The following is a 15,768-nucleotide window of genomic DNA, read 5'->3' as shown; positions in this document are numbered from 1 at the left end:
GATCTGACGGGGCCCCTCGCGGAGCGAGGAGGTTTTTACTACTTGTACCGGTAGACGATCCGGCCGCGGGTCAGGTCATAGGGGCTGAGCTCCACGACGACCCGGTCGTCCGGGAGGATGCGGATGTAGTGCATGCGCATCTTGCCGCTGATGTGAGCGAGGACCTTGTGACCGTTCTGCAGCTCGACCTTGAACATCGCGTTCGGAAGAGACTCGATCACGGTGCCCTCGATCTCAATGGCGCCTTGCTTCTTAGCCATGAACTGCGAGATCCACCCTTCGGGTCCGGCTACCGTATGCGGAACGCTCGTGCGAACCAGCCTTCACCTCACGCCACGAGGGCGTTGAGGGCGTGCCGGGGCACGCTACGAGAGAGCCGACGGTCCATCGTACGTTACCGGTCGGCCTTCGCAAAAATTCACGCCACCGGGAGTGCCACCGGCTGCACCGCGGCGGTGCAGGCGGAGCAGCGGGTGGCGGCCTCGGGGATCTCGGTCAGGCACTCGGGGCAGGGGCGCTTGGCCTGCTTGGGCTTCTTCGGCAGGTAGCGGGCGGTGGCCTTGGTGACCGGCAGCACCACGCAGAAGTAGAGCACCGCGGCGGTCAGCAGGAACGAGATCAGGGTGTTGACGAAGTCCCCGTACGGGAAGACCACGCCCGCCACCTTGAAGGTGTTGCTGCTGAAGTCGCCGGTGGCACCGGTCACGATGCCGACCAGCGGCGTCAGGAACGCCTTCACGAAGCCGTTGACCACGCCGGTGAACGCGGCACCGATCACGATGCCGACGCCCATGTCCACCACGTTGCCGCGCATCATGAAGTCGCGGAAGCCCTTGAGCACAGTTACCCCTATTGTCCGATTCGCCTGGGTCGCAGCCCTAGACGATACCGGCTCAGCCCAACGGGTCGGGGGCGGCGGTGACGCCCAGGGCCGCGAGCTGGGCCTTTCCGCCGTCGAAGGCGGTGAGCACCAGCGGACCCTGCTCGGTGACCGCCACCGAGTGCTCCCAGTGCGCGGCCCAGGTGCCGTCGTTGGTCACGACGGTCCAGTCGTCCTCGAGCACCGAGGTGTGCGGGGTGCCGAGCGAGACCATCGGCTCGATCGCCAGCACCGTGCCCGGCACCAGCTTGGGACCCTTGCCCCGGCCGCGCTCCACGTAGTTCAGCACGTGCGGCTCCATGTGCATCGCGGTGCCGATGCCGTGGCCGCCGTACCCCTCGGTGATGCCCCACTTGCCCTTGGGCGGCAGCGGCTGGCGGCGGATGAAGCCCTCGATCGCCTTGGAGACGTCGACCAGTCGGTTGCTCTTCTTCATCTGGGCGATGCCTGCCCACATCGAGCCCTCGGTGACCCGGCTGAGCATCTCGACCTCGGGGGCCACCTCGCCGACCGCGACGGTGATCGCCGCGTCACCGTGCCAGCCGTCCACGATGGCACCGCAGTCGATGGAGATGATGTCGCCCTCCTGCAGCACCCGCTCCCCCGGGATGCCGTGGACCACCTCGTTGTTGACCGAGGCGCAGATCACCCCCGGGAACCAGAGACCGCCGTGGTTGGCGCGGAAGTTGGAGGTGGCGCCGTGCTCGGTGATCACCTTGTCCGCGATGTCGTTGAGGTCCTGGGTGGTCACCCCGGGCGCCACCGCCGCGCGACAGGCCTTGAGCGCCTCGGCGACGACCAGCCCGGCGACCCGCATCTTGGCGATCTGCTCGGGGGTCTTGATCTGCACCATCTGGCGAGTGCCTTTCGTCCGAAATCGCGCCCGGTCCTTGCCGGGCGCCCTTGTCACTCCCCCACGGTACGACGCCGCACGGCCGCGGCACCCCGGGTGGGGTGCCGCGGCCGTGCGGCACGCGGAGGACTCTGTTCAGCTGTGCCGGTCGGGCGTCAGCCCTGCTTGCCGGCCTTCAGCGCGTCCACGGCGCGCTGGGTGACCTCTTCGACCTTGCCGAGCGCGGAGATGGTGGTGACCAGCTGCTGCTCGCGGTAGTAGCCGATGATCGGCTCGGTCTTGGAGTGGTACTCCTCCAGCCGGACCCGCACCGACTCCTCGGTGTCGTCCGAGCGCTGGTAGAGCTCGCCACCGCACTCGTCGCAGACGCCCTCGGTCTTCGGCGGGTTGTAGATCACGTGGAAGACGTGGGCGCCGTTGTTGCGGCAGAGCCGGCGGCCGGCGATCCGCTTGACCACCTCGTCCTCGGGGACCTCCAGGTCCAGCACGCCGTCCAGCGCGATCTCCTGGTCGGCCAGGAAGGCGTCGAGCGCCTTGGCCTGCTCCAGGTTGCGCGGGAAGCCGTCGAGCAGGAACCCGGCCGCGGTGTCCGGCTGCTGGAGCCGGTCCTTGGCCATCCCGATGGTCACCTCGTCCGGCACCAGGAGGCCCTGGTCCATGTAGCTCTTGGCCTCCACGCCGAGCGGGGTGCCCTGGCTGATGTTGGCCCGGAAGAGGTCACCGGTCGAGATGTGGGGAATGGACAGGGTCTTGGCGAGCACGTGCGCCTGAGTACCCTTCCCGGCCCCGGGAGGTCCGACGAGGACGATACGCATCAGCGGAGGAACCCTTCGTAATTACGCTGCTGGAGCTGGCTCTCGATCTGCTTCACAGTTTCGAGGCCGACGCCGACGATGATGAGGATGCTGGTGCCGCCGAACGGGATGGTGGTGCTCGCGTTCAGGGCGACCAGGCCGATCATCGGGATAAGAGCGATCAGGCCCAGGTAGAGCGAACCCGGCCACGTGATGCGGGTGAGCACGTAGTTCAGGTATTCGGCCGTCGGCCGGCCGGCCCGGATGCCCGGGATGAAGCCACCATACTTCTTCATATTGTCGGCAACTTCTTCGGGGTTGAAGGAGATCGCGACGTAGAAGAAGGCGAAGAACACGATCAGTACGAAGTACGCGATCATGTAGATCGGGTGGTCACCCTTGGTGAAGTTCGTGTTGACCCAGTTCGCCCAGCTCGCCTTGCTGCCGGTCAGCTGCGCCACCAGCGAGGGGATGTACAGCAGCGAGGAGGCGAAGATGACCGGGATGACACCGGCCTGGTTGACCTTCAGCGGGATGTAGGTCGAGGTGCCGCCGAACGCCCGGCGGCCGATCATTCGCTTGGCGTACTGCACCGGGATCCGGCGCTGGGCCTGCTCCACGAAGATGACCAGGACGATCACGACGATGCCGGTCGCGATCACCGCGAAGAACTCGAACCAACCGCCGGCGATCTTGCCGAGCTTCTTGATGGTCCAGACGTTGCCCGGGAAGCCGGCGGCGATCGAGGTGAACATCAGGATCGACATGCCGTTGCCGATGCCGCGGTCGGTGATCAGCTCACCCAGCCACATGATGATCGTCGTGCCCGCCGTCATGGTGATGACCATGAGGGCGATCCGGAACACGCTGGTGTCCGGCACCACCTGGTTGCCCACCGGGCAGCTCGAGAACAGCGCGCCGTTGGAGGCGGTCGCCACGATGCCGGTGCCCTGCAGGATCGCCAGCGCGATGGTCAGGTAGCGGGTGTACTGGGTGATCTTCGTCTGCCCGGCCTGGCCCTCCTTCTTCAGCGATTCCAGTCGCGGGATCACGACGGTCAGCAGCTGAAGGATGATGCTGGCGGTGATGTACGGCATGATGCCGAGGGCGAAGATCGTCAGCTGCAGCAGCGCGCCGCCGCTGAAGAGATTGACCAGGCCGAACAGCCCGTTGCCACTCATCTTCACGCACTGGTTGACGGCCTTGAAGTTCACCCCGGGGACGGGAATGTGCGCGCCCACCCGGAAGATCACCATGATGCCCAGCGTGAACAGCAGCTTCTTGCGCAGGTCGGGCGTCTTGAACGCCCGCGCGAACGCACTGAGCACGGTGCCTCCTGCGCCTCCCGCGCGTCGTCGGCGGAAGGGTCGGTCCTGTCGGACGGGGTGAATGTCGGTTGCCGTCCCCCGTCGGCACAGTCGACTGCGCCTGGCTACAAGGGAACTCCAGGGACTCTAACAGTGTGTGGCCACTCGGCAGAAGCGCATGACGCCCAGGCTTGTCGAAGCCGGACCCAGATGCCCGGTTTTGAGCGGGCTTGCACGCGAAACCCGTGGTGATGAGCACAGAAATAAGAAGAGCCCCGTCCCTCGAAGGAGGGACGGGGCTCTCGGCACTGACGCGCCGTCAGATCGCTCTGCTCACCCGGTTGGGGGTCAGACGAGCTCGGTGACGGTGCCGCCGGCGGCCTTGATCTTCTCGGTGGCGGAGCCGGAGACGGCGTCAACCGTCACCTGCAGCGCAACCGAGACCTCGCCGGTGCCGAGCACCTTGACGAGGGAGTTCTTGCGGACCGCGCCCTTGGCGACCAGGCCCTCGACAGTGACCTCGCCACCCTGCGGGTAGAGCTCGGCCAGCTTGTCGAGGTTGACGACCTGGAAGGTCACCTTGAACGGGTTCTTGAAGCCCTTCAGCTTCGGCAGGCGCATGTGGAGCGGCATCTGGCCACCCTCGAAGCGCTGCGGAACCTGGTAGCGGGCCTTGGTGCCCTTGGTACCACGACCAGCGGTCTTACCCTTGGAGCCTTCACCACGGCCGACACGGATCTTGTCGGTCTTGGCACCCGGGGCGGGACGCAGGTTGTGGATCTTGATCGGGTTGTCAGACATGATCAGTCCACCTCCTCGACCGTGACGAGGTGACGCACGGTCTGGGCCATCCCGCGGATCTCGGGACGGTCCTCCTTCACGACCACGTCGTGCATGCGCTTGAGGCCAAGCGAACGCAGCGTCTCGCGGTGGTTCTGCTTGCTACCGATGTAGCTCTTGGTCTGGGTGATCTTCAGGCGCGCCATCAGACACCAGCCCCAGCCGGAGCGGCAGCGGCGGTGCCGGCCGCGCGAGCGCGCAGCAGGGCGGCCGGAGCCACGTCCTCGAGCGGCAGGCCACGACGGGCGGCGATCTCCTCGGGGCGAACGAGGCCCTTCAGAGCAGCCACGGTGGCGTGCACGATGTTGATCGCGTTGTCCGAGCCGAGCGACTTCGACAGGATGTCGTGAACGCCGGCGCACTCCAGGACGGCACGCACCGGGCCACCGGCGATAACACCGGTACCGGGGGACGCCGGCTTCAGCAGCACGACGCCGGCGGCCTTCTCGCCCTGAACGGGGTGCGGGATGGTGCCCTGGATACGGGGAACCTTGAAGAAGTTCTTCTTGGCCTCCTCAACGCCCTTGGCGATGGCGGCCGGAACCTCCTTCGCCTTCCCGTAACCGACACCCACGGTGCCGTCACCGTCGCCCACCACGACCAGCGCGGTGAAGCTGAAGCGACGACCACCCTTGACAACCTTGGCGACACGGTTGATCGCGACGACGCGCTCGACGTAAGCGGTCTTCTCGACGGCGGGGGCGTTGCCCCGGTCGTCACGCTTACGGTCGCGCCGCTCGCCACCGGTGCCGCCGCCGGCGCCGCTACCGCGGCGCTGGGGTCCAGCCATTGGAATTACCTCTCTCGATTACGTCCGCCGACAGAGTCGACGAGCGGCTTAGAAGTCGAGCCCGGCCTCACGAGCCGCGTCCGCCAGGGCGGCGATGCGGCCGGCGTACCGGTTGCCCGCGCGGTCGAAGACGACCGACTCGATGCCGGCGGCCTTGGCGCGCTCGGCGACCAGGCTCCCGACCTTCTTGGCCAGCTCGGTCTTGTCGCCCTCGGCGCCCTTGATGGACACGTCGAGGGTGGACGCCGACGCCAGGGTGTGACCCTTGGCGTCGTCGATGACCTGGGCGACCATGTGACGGTTCGAGCGCGTCACAACGAGGCGCGGACGCACCTCGGTGCCGACAACGCGCTTGCGAACGCGAATCGCGCGGCGCTTGCGGGCGGCGTTCTTGTAGCCGTCGCCCTTGCCGATCTTGACAGAGACGCTCATCGCTTACTTACCACTCTTTCCGACCTTGCGGCGGATGACCTCGCCCGCGTACTTGACGCCCTTGGCCTTGTACGGGTCGGGCTTGCGCAGCTTGCGGATCTTCGCGGCGACCTCGCCGACCTTCTGCTTGTCCGTGCCGTCCACGTGGAACTTGGTGGGCGACTCGACCACGAAGGAGATGCCCTCCGGGGCCTCGACCAGGATCGGGTGGCTGTAGCCGAGCGAGAACTCCATGTTGGAGCCCTTCGCCGCGACGCGGTAACCAACACCGCTGATCTCCAGCGACTTGCGGTAGCCCGCGGTCACGCCGGTGATCATGTTCGCCACCAGCGTGCGCGAAAGGCCGTGGAGGGCCTTCGACTGACGCTCGTCGTTCGGGCGAGTGACGACCAGAGTGCCGTTCTCGTCCTTGCTGATCTCGATCGGCGCCGCGACGACGTGGGTGAGGGTGCCCTTGGGGCCCTTCACCGAAACCGTCTGGCCATCGATGGTGACGTCCACGCCGGCGGGAACCGGGATGGGCAGCCGTCCAATACGAGACATTGCTGTACCTCCGTTTCCCGAATTACCAGACGTAGGCGAGAACTTCTCCGCCTACGCCCTTCTTGGCGGCCTGCTTGTCGGTCAGGAGGCCGGAAGACGTGGAGATGATCGCCACGCCCAGGCCGCCGAGCACCTTCGGCAGGTTGGTGGACTTTGCGTAAACACGCAGACCCGGCTTGCTGATGCGCTTGATGCCGGCGATGGAACGCTCACGGTTCGGACCGAACTTGAGCTCGATGGTGAGCTTCTTGCCCACCTCGCCCTCGCTCGGGTCCTCAACCTTGTAGGAGGAGATGTACCCCTCCTGCTGCAGGATCTCGGCAACGTGCGCCTTGATCTTGCTGGCAGGCATCGCGACAGTGTCGTGGTACGCCGAGTTGGCGTTCCGCAGACGCGTCAGCATGTCTGCGATGGGGTCGGTCATGGTCATGGTGGCCTCAGGCCTCTCTCGCCGTGGTTTCTCCGCATCAGGTCCCCCTCCTGCACTCGGTGGAGTGCAGCAGGGGCACAAACGCAGGGGACCTACGGCGTTAGTAAGACTGGGTGCGAGCCCTTCAGAGAAGAGCCGCAGCATCCATGGGGATGCCGCGACAGGGGGCCCGACCCCACTACCTTACGGGAATCCGAAAGGCTGCCCAAATCTGGGCGCTGTGGGGTCGGGCACCTCTGCTTCGCTATGCGTTCACCAGGAGCGCTGGATTACCAGGAGCTCTTGGTCACGCCCGGCAGCTCGCCGCGGTGCGCCATCTCACGAAGGCAGACACGGCAGAGGCCGAACTTGCGGTACACCGAGTGCGGACGACCGCACCGCTGGCACCGGGTGTAGGCCCGCACGCCGAACTTCGGCTTGCGCTCGGCCTTCGCGATGAGGGACTTCTTCGCCACGGCTCACGCCTCCTTGAACGGGAAGCCCAGAGCGCGCAGCAGCGCCCGGCCCTCATCGTCGGTCTTGGCGGTGGTCACGACGGTGATGTCCATACCGCGCTGACGGTCGACCTTGTCCTGGTCGATCTCGTGGAACATAACCTGCTCGGTCAGACCGAAGGTGTAGTTGCCACGACCGTCGAACTGCTTGGGGGAGAGACCACGGAAGTCACGGATACGCGGCAGAGCCAGCGACACCAGACGGTCCAGGAACTCCCACATGCGGTCACCACGGAGGGTGACGTGGGTGCCGATCGGCTGGCCCTCGCGCAGCTTGAACTGCGCGATGGACTTACGAGCCTTGGTGACAGCAGGCTTCTGACCGGTGATCGCGGTCAGGTCCTTGATGGCACCCTCGATCAGCTTGCTGTCACGGGCGGCCTCGCCGACACCCATGTTGACCACGACCTTGACCAGGCCGGGGATCAGCATGACGTTCTCGTACGAGAACTGCTCGTGCAGCTGACCCTTGATCTCGGAGTTGTAACGCTCCTTGAGACGGGGGGTCACCTTCTCAACAGTCGTCTCAGACATCAGATGTCCTCACCGGTCCGCTTGGCAACGCGGATCTTGTTGCCCTGCTCATCGAAGCGGTAGCCAACGCGGGTGACGACCTTCTTGCCGTCCTTCTCCACGACCAGCTGCACGTTCGAAACGTGCACCGGGGCCTCGACGGTGACGATGCCACCGGCGGTGCCCTGGCCGGGCTTGGTGTGCTTCTTGACCCGGTTCACACCCTCGACGAGGACCTTGTTCTCAGCCGGCATGGCCTGGATGACCTTGCCCTGCTTGCCCTTGTCCTTGCCGGTGATGACCTGAACCAGGTCACCCTTCTTGATCTTCATGCTGTTCGCCATGGGTTAGAGCACCTCCGGCGCCAGCGAGATGATCTTCATGAACTTCTTGTCACGCAGCTCGCGGCCCACCGGGCCGAAGATGCGGGTACCACGGGGGTCACCCTCGGTGTTCTTGAGAACGACAGCGGCGTTCTCGTCGAAGCGGATGTAGGAACCGTCCGGACGACGGCGCTCCTTCACCGTGCGAACGACGACGCACTTGACGACGTCGCCCTTCTTCACCGAACCACCGGGGATCGCGTCCTTGACGGTGGCGACGATGACGTCCCCGATACCGGCGTAGCGGCGACCGGAGCCACCGAGAACGCGGATGCAGAGAATCTCCTTGGCACCCGTGTTGTCGGCGACACGCAGTCGCGACTCCTGCTGGATCACAGCTTTCTCCTGATCGTCAACGAGAGTCGACGGGCCGGCCGCTGCTCACACCAGCGTCTTTCGACCTGGTGCACATACGGCCGTACCTCATCGGCTTCGTTACTTGGCCTTCTCGAGGATCTCGACGACGCGCCAGCGCTTCGTCGCGGACAGCGGGCGGGTCTCCGCGAGGAGGACCCGGTCGCCCACGCCGCACGCGTTCTGCTCGTCGTGCGCCTTCAGCTTGTTCGTACGGCGAATGACCTTGCCGTACAGAGCGTGCTTGACGCGGTCCTCGACGGCGACGACGACGGTCTTGTCCATCTTGTCGCTGACGACGAGACCCTCACGGGTCTTGCGGAAACCGCGCGTCTCGTTGGTGTTCTCAGTCATCAGGCGTTCTCCACCGTCTCGATGCCCAGCTCGCGCTCGCGCATCAGGGTGTAGATCCGCGCGATGTCCTTACGGACGAGGCGAAGCCGTCCGTGGTTGTCGAGCTGTCCGGTCGCCGCCTGGAAGCGGAGGTTGAACAGCTCCTCCTTGGCCTCACGAAGCTTGGCAACGAGCGCCTCGTTGTCCAGCTCGCGCAGCTCAGCAGCCTTGGTGCCGGCCGACATCAGCTCTCACCGTCCTCGCGCCGGACGATCCGGCACTTCATCGGCAGCTTGTGCGCGGCGCGGGTGAGCGCCTCGCGAGCCACCTTCTCGTTCGGGTACGACAGCTCGAACATGACCCGACCCGGGTGCACGTTCGCGATCCACCACTCCGGCGAACCCTTACCGGAACCCATGCGGGTCTCGGCCGGCTTCTTGGTGAGCGGGCGGTCCGGGTAGATGTTGATCCAGACCTTGCCGCCACGGCGGATGTGACGGTTGATCGCGATACGAGCGGACTCGATCTGACGGTTCGTCACGTAGGCCGGGGTCACGGCCTGGATGCCGAACTGGCCGAACGCCAGCTCGGTGCCACCCTTGGCGGCACCACGACGCTTGGGGTGGTGCTGCTTGCGGTGCTTGACCCGACGGGGGATCAGCATGAGGGTCAGGCCTCCGTTCCGGTGCTCTCGGCAGCCGGCGTCTCGGTCACAGCCGGGGCCTGGGCCTCGGTGTTCGCGGGACGACGACCGCCACGGGCGCCACCACGCTCGCCGCGGCCGCCACGCTCGCCGCGCGCGGGGCGGGCGTCGTTGCGGGCCGGACGGTTGCCCGAGCGGGCAGCGGCGTTCTCAGCGCGGACCTCGGCGATGTTCTTGACGTCGCCCTTGTAGATCCAGACCTTCACGCCGATGCGGCCGAAGGTCGTCTTGGCCTCGAAGAAGCCGTAGTCGACGTTCGCACGGAGGGTGTGCAGCGGCACGCGACCCTCGCGGTAGAACTCCGAACGGCTCATCTCGGCGCCGCCGAGACGACCGGAGCACTGGACCTTGATGCCCTTGGCGCCGGACTTCATGGTGCCCTGCATGCTCTTGCGCATGGCACGGCGGAACGACACGCGGGAGGACAGCTGCTCCGCGACGCCCTGAGCCACGAGCTGGGCGTCCAGCTCGGGGTTCTTGACCTCGAGGATGTTCAGCTGGACCTGCTTGCCGGTCAGCTTCTCGAGGTCGCCGCGGATGCGGTCGGCCTCGGTGCCACGGCGACCGATCACGATGCCGGGGCGGGCGGTGTGGATGTCGACGCGGACGCGGTCGCGGGTGCGCTCGATCTCGACCTTGGAGATGCCGGCGCGCTCCATGCCCTTCGTCATCATGCGACGAATGGCAACGTCTTCCTTGACGTAGTCCTTGTACAGCTTGTCGGCGTACCAGCGGGACTTGAAGTCCGTGCTGATGCCGAGGCGGAACCCGTGCGGGTTAACCTTCTGGCCCATTACCGGGTCCCTTCCTTGCTGCTGACGACCACGGTGATGTGGCTGGTCCGCTTCCGGATCCGGTAGGCGCGGCCCTGGGCGCGCGGGCGGAACCGCTTCAGGGTCGGGCCCTCGTCAACGTACGCCTCGGAGATGACGAGGTCGTTCTCGTTGGAGTGGTTGTAGTTGTGCTTCGCGTTGGCGATGGCGCTCTCGAGCACCTTGCCAACCGGCACAGTGGCGGCCTGCGGCGAGAACCGCAGGATCGCCCGGGCCTCCGTGGCGTCGACGCCACGGATGAGGTCCACCACGCGGCGGGCCTTCATGGGCGTCACGCGGATGTACCGCGCCTGTGCCCTGGCTTCCATGGTTGTCCCCTTAATGGAGTAAGTCACTTAAGTCGTTCTGGCGCTGAAGCTCGGAGGCCTTAGCGGCGCTTCGACTTGCGGTCTTCCTTGACGTGGCCGCGGAAGGTGCGGGTCGGAGCGAACTCGCCGAGCTTGTGGCCGACCATCGACTCGGTGACGAACACCGGGACGTGCTTACGGCCATCGTGAACCGCGATCGTGTGACCGAGCATGCTCGGGCTGATCACGGAACGACGGGACCAGGTCTTGATGACGTTCTGGGTACCCGCCTCGTTCTGAGCGTCCACCTTCTTGATGAGGTGGCCGTCGATGAAGGGGCCCTTCTTAAGACTGCGCGGCATCTGACCTGCTCCTAGCGCTTCTTGTTGGTCTTGCGGCGGCGCACGATGAGGGCGTCCGAAGCCTTGTTCGGCTTGCGGGTGCGACCCTCCTTCTGGCCCACGGCGAAACCGGGTGGCGACCACCAGAGGTCTTACCCTCACCACCACCGTGCGGGTGGTCGATCGGGTTCATGGCCACACCACGCACGGTCGGGCGGACGCCCTTCCAGCGCATACGGCCGGCCTTGCCCCAGTTGATGTTCGACTGCTCGGCGTTGCCGACCTCGCCGACGGTGGCGCGGCAGCGCACGTCGACCAGGCGGATCTCACCGGAGGGCATGCGCAGGTGCGCCATGCGACCCTCACGGGCGAGCAGCTGGATGCCGGAACCGGCGGAACGGGCCATCTTGGCACCGCCACCCGGACGCAGCTCCACCGCGTGGATGGTGGTACCGACCGGGATGTTGCGGAGCGGCAGGTTGTTGCCCGGCTTGATGTCGGCGCCAGCGCCGTTCTCAATCCGGTCACCCTGCGCGATGCCGCGCGGGGCGATGATGTAGCGCTTCTCGCCGTCCGCGTAGTGCAGGAGCGCGATGCGCGCGGTGCGGTTGGGGTCGTACTCGATGTGCGCGACCTTGGCCGGCACGCCGTCCTTGTCGTGACGACGGAAGTCGATCACGCGGTAGGCGCGCTTGTGACCGCCACCCTGGTGGCGAGCGGTGATACGACCGGCGTTGTTACGGCCGCCCTTGCTGTGCAGGGGGCGAACCAGCGACTTCTCCGGCGTGGACCGCGTGATTTCGACGAAGTCGGCCACGCTGGCGCCACGACGGCCCGGCGTAGTCGGCTTGTACTTGCGGATACCCATTTCTGTCCTCGTCCTAATCGACGGTCAGGCCCCGGTCAGGAGACCGGACCACCGAAGATGTCGATGCGGTTGCCCTCGGCCAGCGTCACGATGGCGCGCTTGGTGTCCTTGCGCTTGCCAAAGCCCGTCTTGGAGCGCTTGCGCTTGCCCTGACGGTTGAGCGTGTTGACGGACTCGACCTTGACCGAGAAGACCGCCTCGACGGCCTGCTTGATCTGGGTCTTGTTGGCACCGGGCGACACGACGAACGTGTACTTGTTCTCGTCGAGGAGCGCGTAGCTCTTCTCGGAGATAACCGGCTTCACCAGAACGTCACGGGGGTCCGTGAACGTCTTGCTCGTGACGTCGCTCATCAGGCGGCGCTCCCTTCGAGCTCGCCCTCAGCGGCAACGGCCTTGGCGGACGCGGCCGGACCGGCCACGAAACGCTCGAAGGCGGCCTGGGTGAAGACCACATCGTCGGAGACGAGCACGTCGTAGGTGTTCAGCTGACCGAAGTCCAGGATGTGCACGTTCGGCAGGTTGCGAGCGGACTTGACGCCCAGCTCGTCCGCACGCTCGACGACCAGGAGGACGTTCTTGCGGTCGGTGATCTTGCCGAACAGGCCCTTGGCGGCCTTGGTCGACGGCGCCTCGGTCGCGGTCACGCCGGTGACGACGTGGATGCGGCTGTGACGGGCGCGGTCGGTGAGCGCACCGCGGAGAGCGGCAGCGATCATCTTCTTCGGGGTCCGCTGCGAGTAGTCGCGCGGAACCGGACCGTGCACAACGCCACCGCCGGCGAACTGCGGCGCGCGGGTCGAGCCCTGACGGGCGCGACCGGTGCCCTTCTGGCGGTACGGCTTCTTGCCGCCACCGCGGACCTCGCCGCGAGTCTTGGTCTTGTGGGTGCCCTGACGGGCCGCAGCGAGCTGCGCCACGACGACCTGGTGCATCAGCGGAACGCTGACCTTCGCGTCGAAGATCTCGGCCGGCAGCTCGAGGCTGCCGGTCTTGTCGCCAGCCGGCGACAGGATGTCAATGGTGCTCATTTCCTCACAGCCCCTTCGCCGCGGTGCGGACGAGGACGAGGCCGCCGTTCGGGCCCGGGACGGCGCCCTTGATGAGCAGCAGGCCCTTCTCCGCGTCGACCGCGTGCACGGTCAGGTTCTGGGTGGTCACACGCTCGTGGCCCATCCGACCAGCCATGCGCAGGCCCTTGAACACGCGGCCCGGGGTGGCGCAGCCACCGATCGAACCGGGCGAACGGTGCTTGCGCTGGGTGCCGTGACCGGCGCCGAGACCCTTGAAGTTGTGACGCTTCATCACACCGGCGAAGCCCTTGCCCTTGGAGGTGCCGGTCACGTCGACCTTGACACCCGCCTCGAACAGCTCAGCGGTGATCTCCTGGCCGAGGGTGTACTCGGACGCGTCCGAGGTACGGATCTCGACCAGGTGGCGGCGCGGGGTGACACCGGCCTTGGCGAAGTGGCCCGCGAGGGGCTTGTTCACCTTGCGGGGGTCGATCTCGCCGAAGCCGAGCTGGACGGCGCTGTAGCCGGCCGGGCTGTCGGCGGTGTGGACCTGGGTCACGACATTGGGCCCAGCCTTGACGACGGTCACCGGAACGATCCGGTTGTTCTCGTCCCAGACCTGGGTCATGCCGAGCTTCTCGCCCAGGATGCCCTTAATCTGCTTAGCCATCTTCGGTGCGCCTCTCAGAGCTTGATCTCGATGTCGACGCCAGCCGGCAGGTCGAGACGCATCAGCGAGTCAACCGTCTTCGGCGTGGGGTCGAGGATGTCGATCAGACGCTTGTGAGTACGCATCTCGAAGTGCTCGCGCGAGTCCTTGTACTTGTGCGGCGAGCGGATGACGCAGTACACGTTCTTCTCAGTGGGCAGCGGCACCGGGCCCGCGACCTGCGCACCAGTGCGGATCACCGTCTCGACGATCTTCTTCGCCGAGGAGTCGATGACCTCGTGGTCGTAGGCCTTGAGCCGGATGCGGATCTTCTGTCCCGCCATGGCTACTTCGTAGTCCTTTGTCCTCTGTTGCTTTGCGACCGGTCGGTCCGGGTGGACTGTTCCGGTGGCGCCCCGAGTGGTTGCCTCCGGTCCCCGCGCTCGGGCGTGTCGCGCTCGAACTGCGAAAGAAGCGCAAAGCACCTCAGGGTCCGGGTCGGTCTTGCACCCGTGGACGCCGGGTCGAGGCCCCGCCCACGCTTCCCGGAAGATTCCCGTACTTTCGCCCCGCAGCTGCCGCGGTGTCGCTTACACACCACTACGGTCCACAGGCTCACCCTGACGGGCGGGCCCGGACCATATGAACGGCCATCACGGGAACGACGAGTACATGGGACTCGCTTCCAGTCCTCCCGGCGGGAGGCGCGCAGCATCGGCACTCAACCGAGCAACTTGGCTATCTTGCCATATCAGAGGCGTTTGGCGCCAATCGAGCAGGGGTACCGACCCTGATCCGCCGTCAATTCCTCGGCTGGAGATGCGAAAGGGCTCCGGAACCCGTTCTCGCGAACGGGTTCCGGAGCCCTTTTCGAGCTAGGTCAGAGCGTCAGAATTACTTGACGATCTTGGTGACCTGGCCGGCGCCGACGGTGCGGCCACCCTCACGGATGGCGAACTTCAGGCCCTCCTCCATGGCGACCGGCTGGATCAGCGCGACCGTCATGGCGGTGTTGTCGCCCGGCATGACCATCTCGGTGCCCTCGGGGAGGGTCACGACGCCGGTCACGTCCGTGGTACGGAAGTAGAACTGCGGGCGGTAGTTGTTGAAGAACGGGGTGTGGCGGCCACCCTCGTCCTTCGACAGGATGTAGGCCTGGGCCTCGAAGTCGGTGTGCGGGGTAACCGAACCCGGCTTGATGATGACCTGGCCGCGCTCGACGTCCTCGCGCTTGATGCCGCGGAGCAGCAGACCGACGTTCTCACCGGCCTGGCCCTCGTCGAGCAGCTTGCGGAACATCTCGATACCGGTGACCGTGGTGGTGGTCTTGGTGGTCTTGATGCCGATGATGTCGACGGTCTCGTTGACCTTCAGGACACCGCGCTCGATGCGACCGGTGACGACGGTGCCACGACCGGTGATCGTGAAGACGTCCTCGATCGGCATCAGGAACGGCTGGTCGGTCAGGCGCTCCGGGGTGGGGATGTTCTCGTCCACCGCGTGCATCAGGCCGAGGAGCTTCTCGCCCCACTCCTTGTCGCCCTCCAGCGCCTTCAGCGCGGAGACGCGGACGACCGGCAGGTCGTCACCCGGGAACTCGTACTCCGAGAGCAGCTCGCGGACCTCGAGCTCGACGAGCTCCAGGATCTCCTCGTCGTCCACCATGTCGGCCTTGTTCAGGGCGACAACGATGTAGGGGACGCCGACCTGGCGGGCCAGGAGGACGTGCTCCTTGGTCTGCGGCATCGGGCCGTCGGTGGCGGCGACCACCAGGATGGCGCCGTCCATCTGGGCGGCACCGGTGATCATGTTCTTGATGTAGTCGGCGTGACCCGGGCAGTCGACGTGGGCGTAGTGACGCGCCTCGGTCTGGTACTCGACGTGCGCGATCGAGATGGTGATACCGCGCTGACGCTCCTCCGGGGCCTTGTCGATCTGGTCGAACGGCGTGAAGGGGTTGATGTCCGGGTACGCGTCGTGCAGCACCTTGGTGATGGCCGCAGTCAGCGTGGTCTTGCCGTGGTCAATGTGACCAATGGTGCCGATGTTGACGTGGGGCTTCGTCCGCTCGAACTTCGCCTTCGCCACTTCAGTCCTCCTGAGGACAGTTCTGTACGCCGTACGACGTC

The 15,768-nt window shown here is 66.0% G+C and carries 26 protein-coding genes and 1 pseudogene; all 27 read right to left on the bottom strand.

Features of this window, described 5'->3' with window-relative positions; genetic code table 11:
- Nucleotides 1–38: 38 nt before the first annotated feature.
- Entirely contained in the window at nucleotides 39–260 is a 222-nt protein-coding gene (infA, locus tag E6W39_RS25805) for a translation initiation factor IF-1 (RefSeq protein ID WP_003956442.1), read from the bottom strand.
- Between the two features lie 158 nt (nucleotides 261–418).
- Nucleotides 419–841 carry a large conductance mechanosensitive channel protein MscL gene (gene mscL, locus E6W39_RS25800; RefSeq protein WP_141635551.1) on the bottom strand — a complete coding sequence of 141 codons (423 nt, stop codon included), beginning with the start codon at nucleotides 839–841 and terminating at the stop codon, nucleotides 419–421.
- A gap of 52 nt (nucleotides 842–893) precedes the next feature.
- Nucleotides 894–1,733, bottom strand: coding sequence for a type I methionyl aminopeptidase (gene map / locus E6W39_RS25795; protein WP_141635550.1), 840 nt, complete (start codon nucleotides 1,731–1,733; stop codon nucleotides 894–896).
- 155 nt (nucleotides 1,734–1,888) lie between these two features.
- Nucleotides 1,889–2,548: an adenylate kinase gene (locus tag E6W39_RS25790; RefSeq protein WP_141635549.1), complete on the bottom strand. Its 660-nt coding sequence runs from the start codon at nucleotides 2,546–2,548 to the stop codon at nucleotides 1,889–1,891.
- Nucleotides 2,548–3,855, bottom strand: a complete 1,308-nt coding sequence (gene secY, locus E6W39_RS25785; protein WP_101381395.1) for a preprotein translocase subunit SecY — start codon at nucleotides 3,853–3,855, stop codon at nucleotides 2,548–2,550. The genes E6W39_RS25790 and secY overlap by 1 nt, the downstream gene beginning before the upstream one ends.
- Before the next feature lie 327 nt (nucleotides 3,856–4,182).
- Nucleotides 4,183–4,635 carry a 50S ribosomal protein L15 gene (gene rplO / locus E6W39_RS25780; protein WP_407658461.1) on the bottom strand — a complete coding sequence of 151 codons (453 nt, stop codon included), beginning with the start codon at nucleotides 4,633–4,635 and terminating at the stop codon, nucleotides 4,183–4,185.
- A gap of 2 nt (nucleotides 4,636–4,637) precedes the next feature.
- On the bottom strand, nucleotides 4,638–4,820 hold the full coding sequence (rpmD, locus tag E6W39_RS25775; protein WP_030300409.1) for a 50S ribosomal protein L30: 183 nt from the start codon (nucleotides 4,818–4,820) through the stop codon (nucleotides 4,638–4,640).
- Nucleotides 4,820–5,464 carry a 30S ribosomal protein S5 gene (gene rpsE, locus E6W39_RS25770; protein ID WP_101381393.1) on the bottom strand — a complete coding sequence of 215 codons (645 nt, stop codon included), beginning with the start codon at nucleotides 5,462–5,464 and terminating at the stop codon, nucleotides 4,820–4,822. The genes rpmD and rpsE overlap by 1 nt, the downstream gene beginning before the upstream one ends.
- Nucleotides 5,465–5,512: 48 nt before the next feature.
- On the bottom strand, nucleotides 5,513–5,896 hold the full coding sequence (gene rplR / locus E6W39_RS25765; RefSeq protein WP_101381392.1) for a 50S ribosomal protein L18: 384 nt from the start codon (nucleotides 5,894–5,896) through the stop codon (nucleotides 5,513–5,515).
- A gap of 3 nt (nucleotides 5,897–5,899) precedes the next feature.
- Nucleotides 5,900–6,439, bottom strand: a complete 540-nt coding sequence (gene rplF, locus E6W39_RS25760; protein ID WP_141635547.1) for a 50S ribosomal protein L6 — start codon at nucleotides 6,437–6,439, stop codon at nucleotides 5,900–5,902.
- A gap of 22 nt (nucleotides 6,440–6,461) precedes the next feature.
- Nucleotides 6,462–6,869, bottom strand: a complete 408-nt coding sequence (gene rpsH / locus E6W39_RS25755; RefSeq protein ID WP_101381390.1) for a 30S ribosomal protein S8 — start codon at nucleotides 6,867–6,869, stop codon at nucleotides 6,462–6,464.
- Nucleotides 6,870–7,138: 269 nt separating this feature from the next.
- On the bottom strand, nucleotides 7,139–7,324 hold the full coding sequence (locus E6W39_RS25750; protein ID WP_030393303.1) for a type Z 30S ribosomal protein S14: 186 nt from the start codon (nucleotides 7,322–7,324) through the stop codon (nucleotides 7,139–7,141).
- A 3-nt stretch (nucleotides 7,325–7,327) separates the two neighbouring features.
- Nucleotides 7,328–7,897, bottom strand: a complete 570-nt coding sequence (gene rplE / locus E6W39_RS25745) for a 50S ribosomal protein L5 (protein ID WP_141635546.1) — start codon at nucleotides 7,895–7,897, stop codon at nucleotides 7,328–7,330.
- Entirely contained in the window at nucleotides 7,897–8,208 is a 312-nt protein-coding gene (gene rplX, locus E6W39_RS25740) for a 50S ribosomal protein L24 (RefSeq protein WP_101385140.1), read from the bottom strand. Before rplX ends, rplE begins: the two co-directional genes overlap by 1 nt.
- A 15-nt stretch (nucleotides 8,209–8,223) precedes the next feature.
- On the bottom strand, nucleotides 8,224–8,595 hold the full coding sequence (gene rplN, locus E6W39_RS25735) for a 50S ribosomal protein L14 (protein ID WP_030232481.1): 372 nt from the start codon (nucleotides 8,593–8,595) through the stop codon (nucleotides 8,224–8,226).
- 99 nt (nucleotides 8,596–8,694) lie between these two features.
- Complete coding sequence (gene rpsQ, locus E6W39_RS25730) at nucleotides 8,695–8,967, bottom strand: 30S ribosomal protein S17 (protein ID WP_030280777.1); 273 nt, start codon at nucleotides 8,965–8,967, stop codon at nucleotides 8,695–8,697.
- Nucleotides 8,967–9,191 carry a 50S ribosomal protein L29 gene (gene rpmC, locus E6W39_RS25725; RefSeq protein WP_101381388.1) on the bottom strand — a complete coding sequence of 75 codons (225 nt, stop codon included), beginning with the start codon at nucleotides 9,189–9,191 and terminating at the stop codon, nucleotides 8,967–8,969. Before rpmC ends, rpsQ begins: the two co-directional genes overlap by 1 nt.
- Nucleotides 9,191–9,610, bottom strand: a complete 420-nt coding sequence (gene rplP, locus E6W39_RS25720) for a 50S ribosomal protein L16 (protein ID WP_141635545.1) — start codon at nucleotides 9,608–9,610, stop codon at nucleotides 9,191–9,193. Before rplP ends, rpmC begins: the two co-directional genes overlap by 1 nt.
- A gap of 5 nt (nucleotides 9,611–9,615) precedes the next feature.
- On the bottom strand, nucleotides 9,616–10,443 hold the full coding sequence (gene rpsC, locus E6W39_RS25715) for a 30S ribosomal protein S3 (protein ID WP_141635544.1): 828 nt from the start codon (nucleotides 10,441–10,443) through the stop codon (nucleotides 9,616–9,618).
- A complete protein-coding gene (rplV, locus tag E6W39_RS25710; RefSeq protein ID WP_101381385.1) occupies nucleotides 10,443–10,790 on the bottom strand; it encodes a 50S ribosomal protein L22 in 348 nt (115 codons plus the stop codon). The genes rpsC and rplV overlap by 1 nt, the downstream gene beginning before the upstream one ends.
- A gap of 59 nt (nucleotides 10,791–10,849) precedes the next feature.
- Nucleotides 10,850–11,131, bottom strand: a complete 282-nt coding sequence (gene rpsS, locus E6W39_RS25705) for a 30S ribosomal protein S19 (RefSeq protein WP_030280772.1) — start codon at nucleotides 11,129–11,131, stop codon at nucleotides 10,850–10,852.
- Between the two features lie 11 nt (nucleotides 11,132–11,142).
- A pseudogene (gene rplB, locus E6W39_RS25700) lies at nucleotides 11,143–11,978 on the bottom strand (50S ribosomal protein L2).
- A gap of 35 nt (nucleotides 11,979–12,013) precedes the next feature.
- A complete protein-coding gene (gene rplW, locus E6W39_RS25695) occupies nucleotides 12,014–12,331 on the bottom strand; it encodes a 50S ribosomal protein L23 (protein ID WP_101381383.1) in 318 nt (105 codons plus the stop codon).
- On the bottom strand, nucleotides 12,331–13,008 hold the full coding sequence (gene rplD / locus E6W39_RS25690) for a 50S ribosomal protein L4 (protein WP_141635543.1): 678 nt from the start codon (nucleotides 13,006–13,008) through the stop codon (nucleotides 12,331–12,333). The genes rplW and rplD overlap by 1 nt, the downstream gene beginning before the upstream one ends.
- A 4-nt stretch (nucleotides 13,009–13,012) precedes the next feature.
- On the bottom strand, nucleotides 13,013–13,660 hold the full coding sequence (gene rplC / locus E6W39_RS25685) for a 50S ribosomal protein L3 (protein ID WP_141635542.1): 648 nt from the start codon (nucleotides 13,658–13,660) through the stop codon (nucleotides 13,013–13,015).
- Between the two features lie 14 nt (nucleotides 13,661–13,674).
- Nucleotides 13,675–13,983: a 30S ribosomal protein S10 gene (gene rpsJ / locus E6W39_RS25680; protein WP_012785157.1), complete on the bottom strand. Its 309-nt coding sequence runs from the start codon at nucleotides 13,981–13,983 to the stop codon at nucleotides 13,675–13,677.
- Nucleotides 13,984–14,533: 550 nt separating this feature from the next.
- Nucleotides 14,534–15,727, bottom strand: coding sequence for an elongation factor Tu (tuf, locus tag E6W39_RS25675; protein ID WP_101381380.1), 1,194 nt, complete (start codon nucleotides 15,725–15,727; stop codon nucleotides 14,534–14,536).
- Nucleotides 15,728–15,768: the final 41 nt, after the last annotated feature.

Origin of the sequence: Kitasatospora acidiphila (genome assembly GCF_006636205.1) — a bacterium.
Taxonomy (GTDB): domain Bacteria; phylum Actinomycetota; class Actinomycetes; order Streptomycetales; family Streptomycetaceae; genus Kitasatospora; species Kitasatospora acidiphila.
This window is presented reverse-complemented; position numbering and strand designations above follow the sequence as displayed.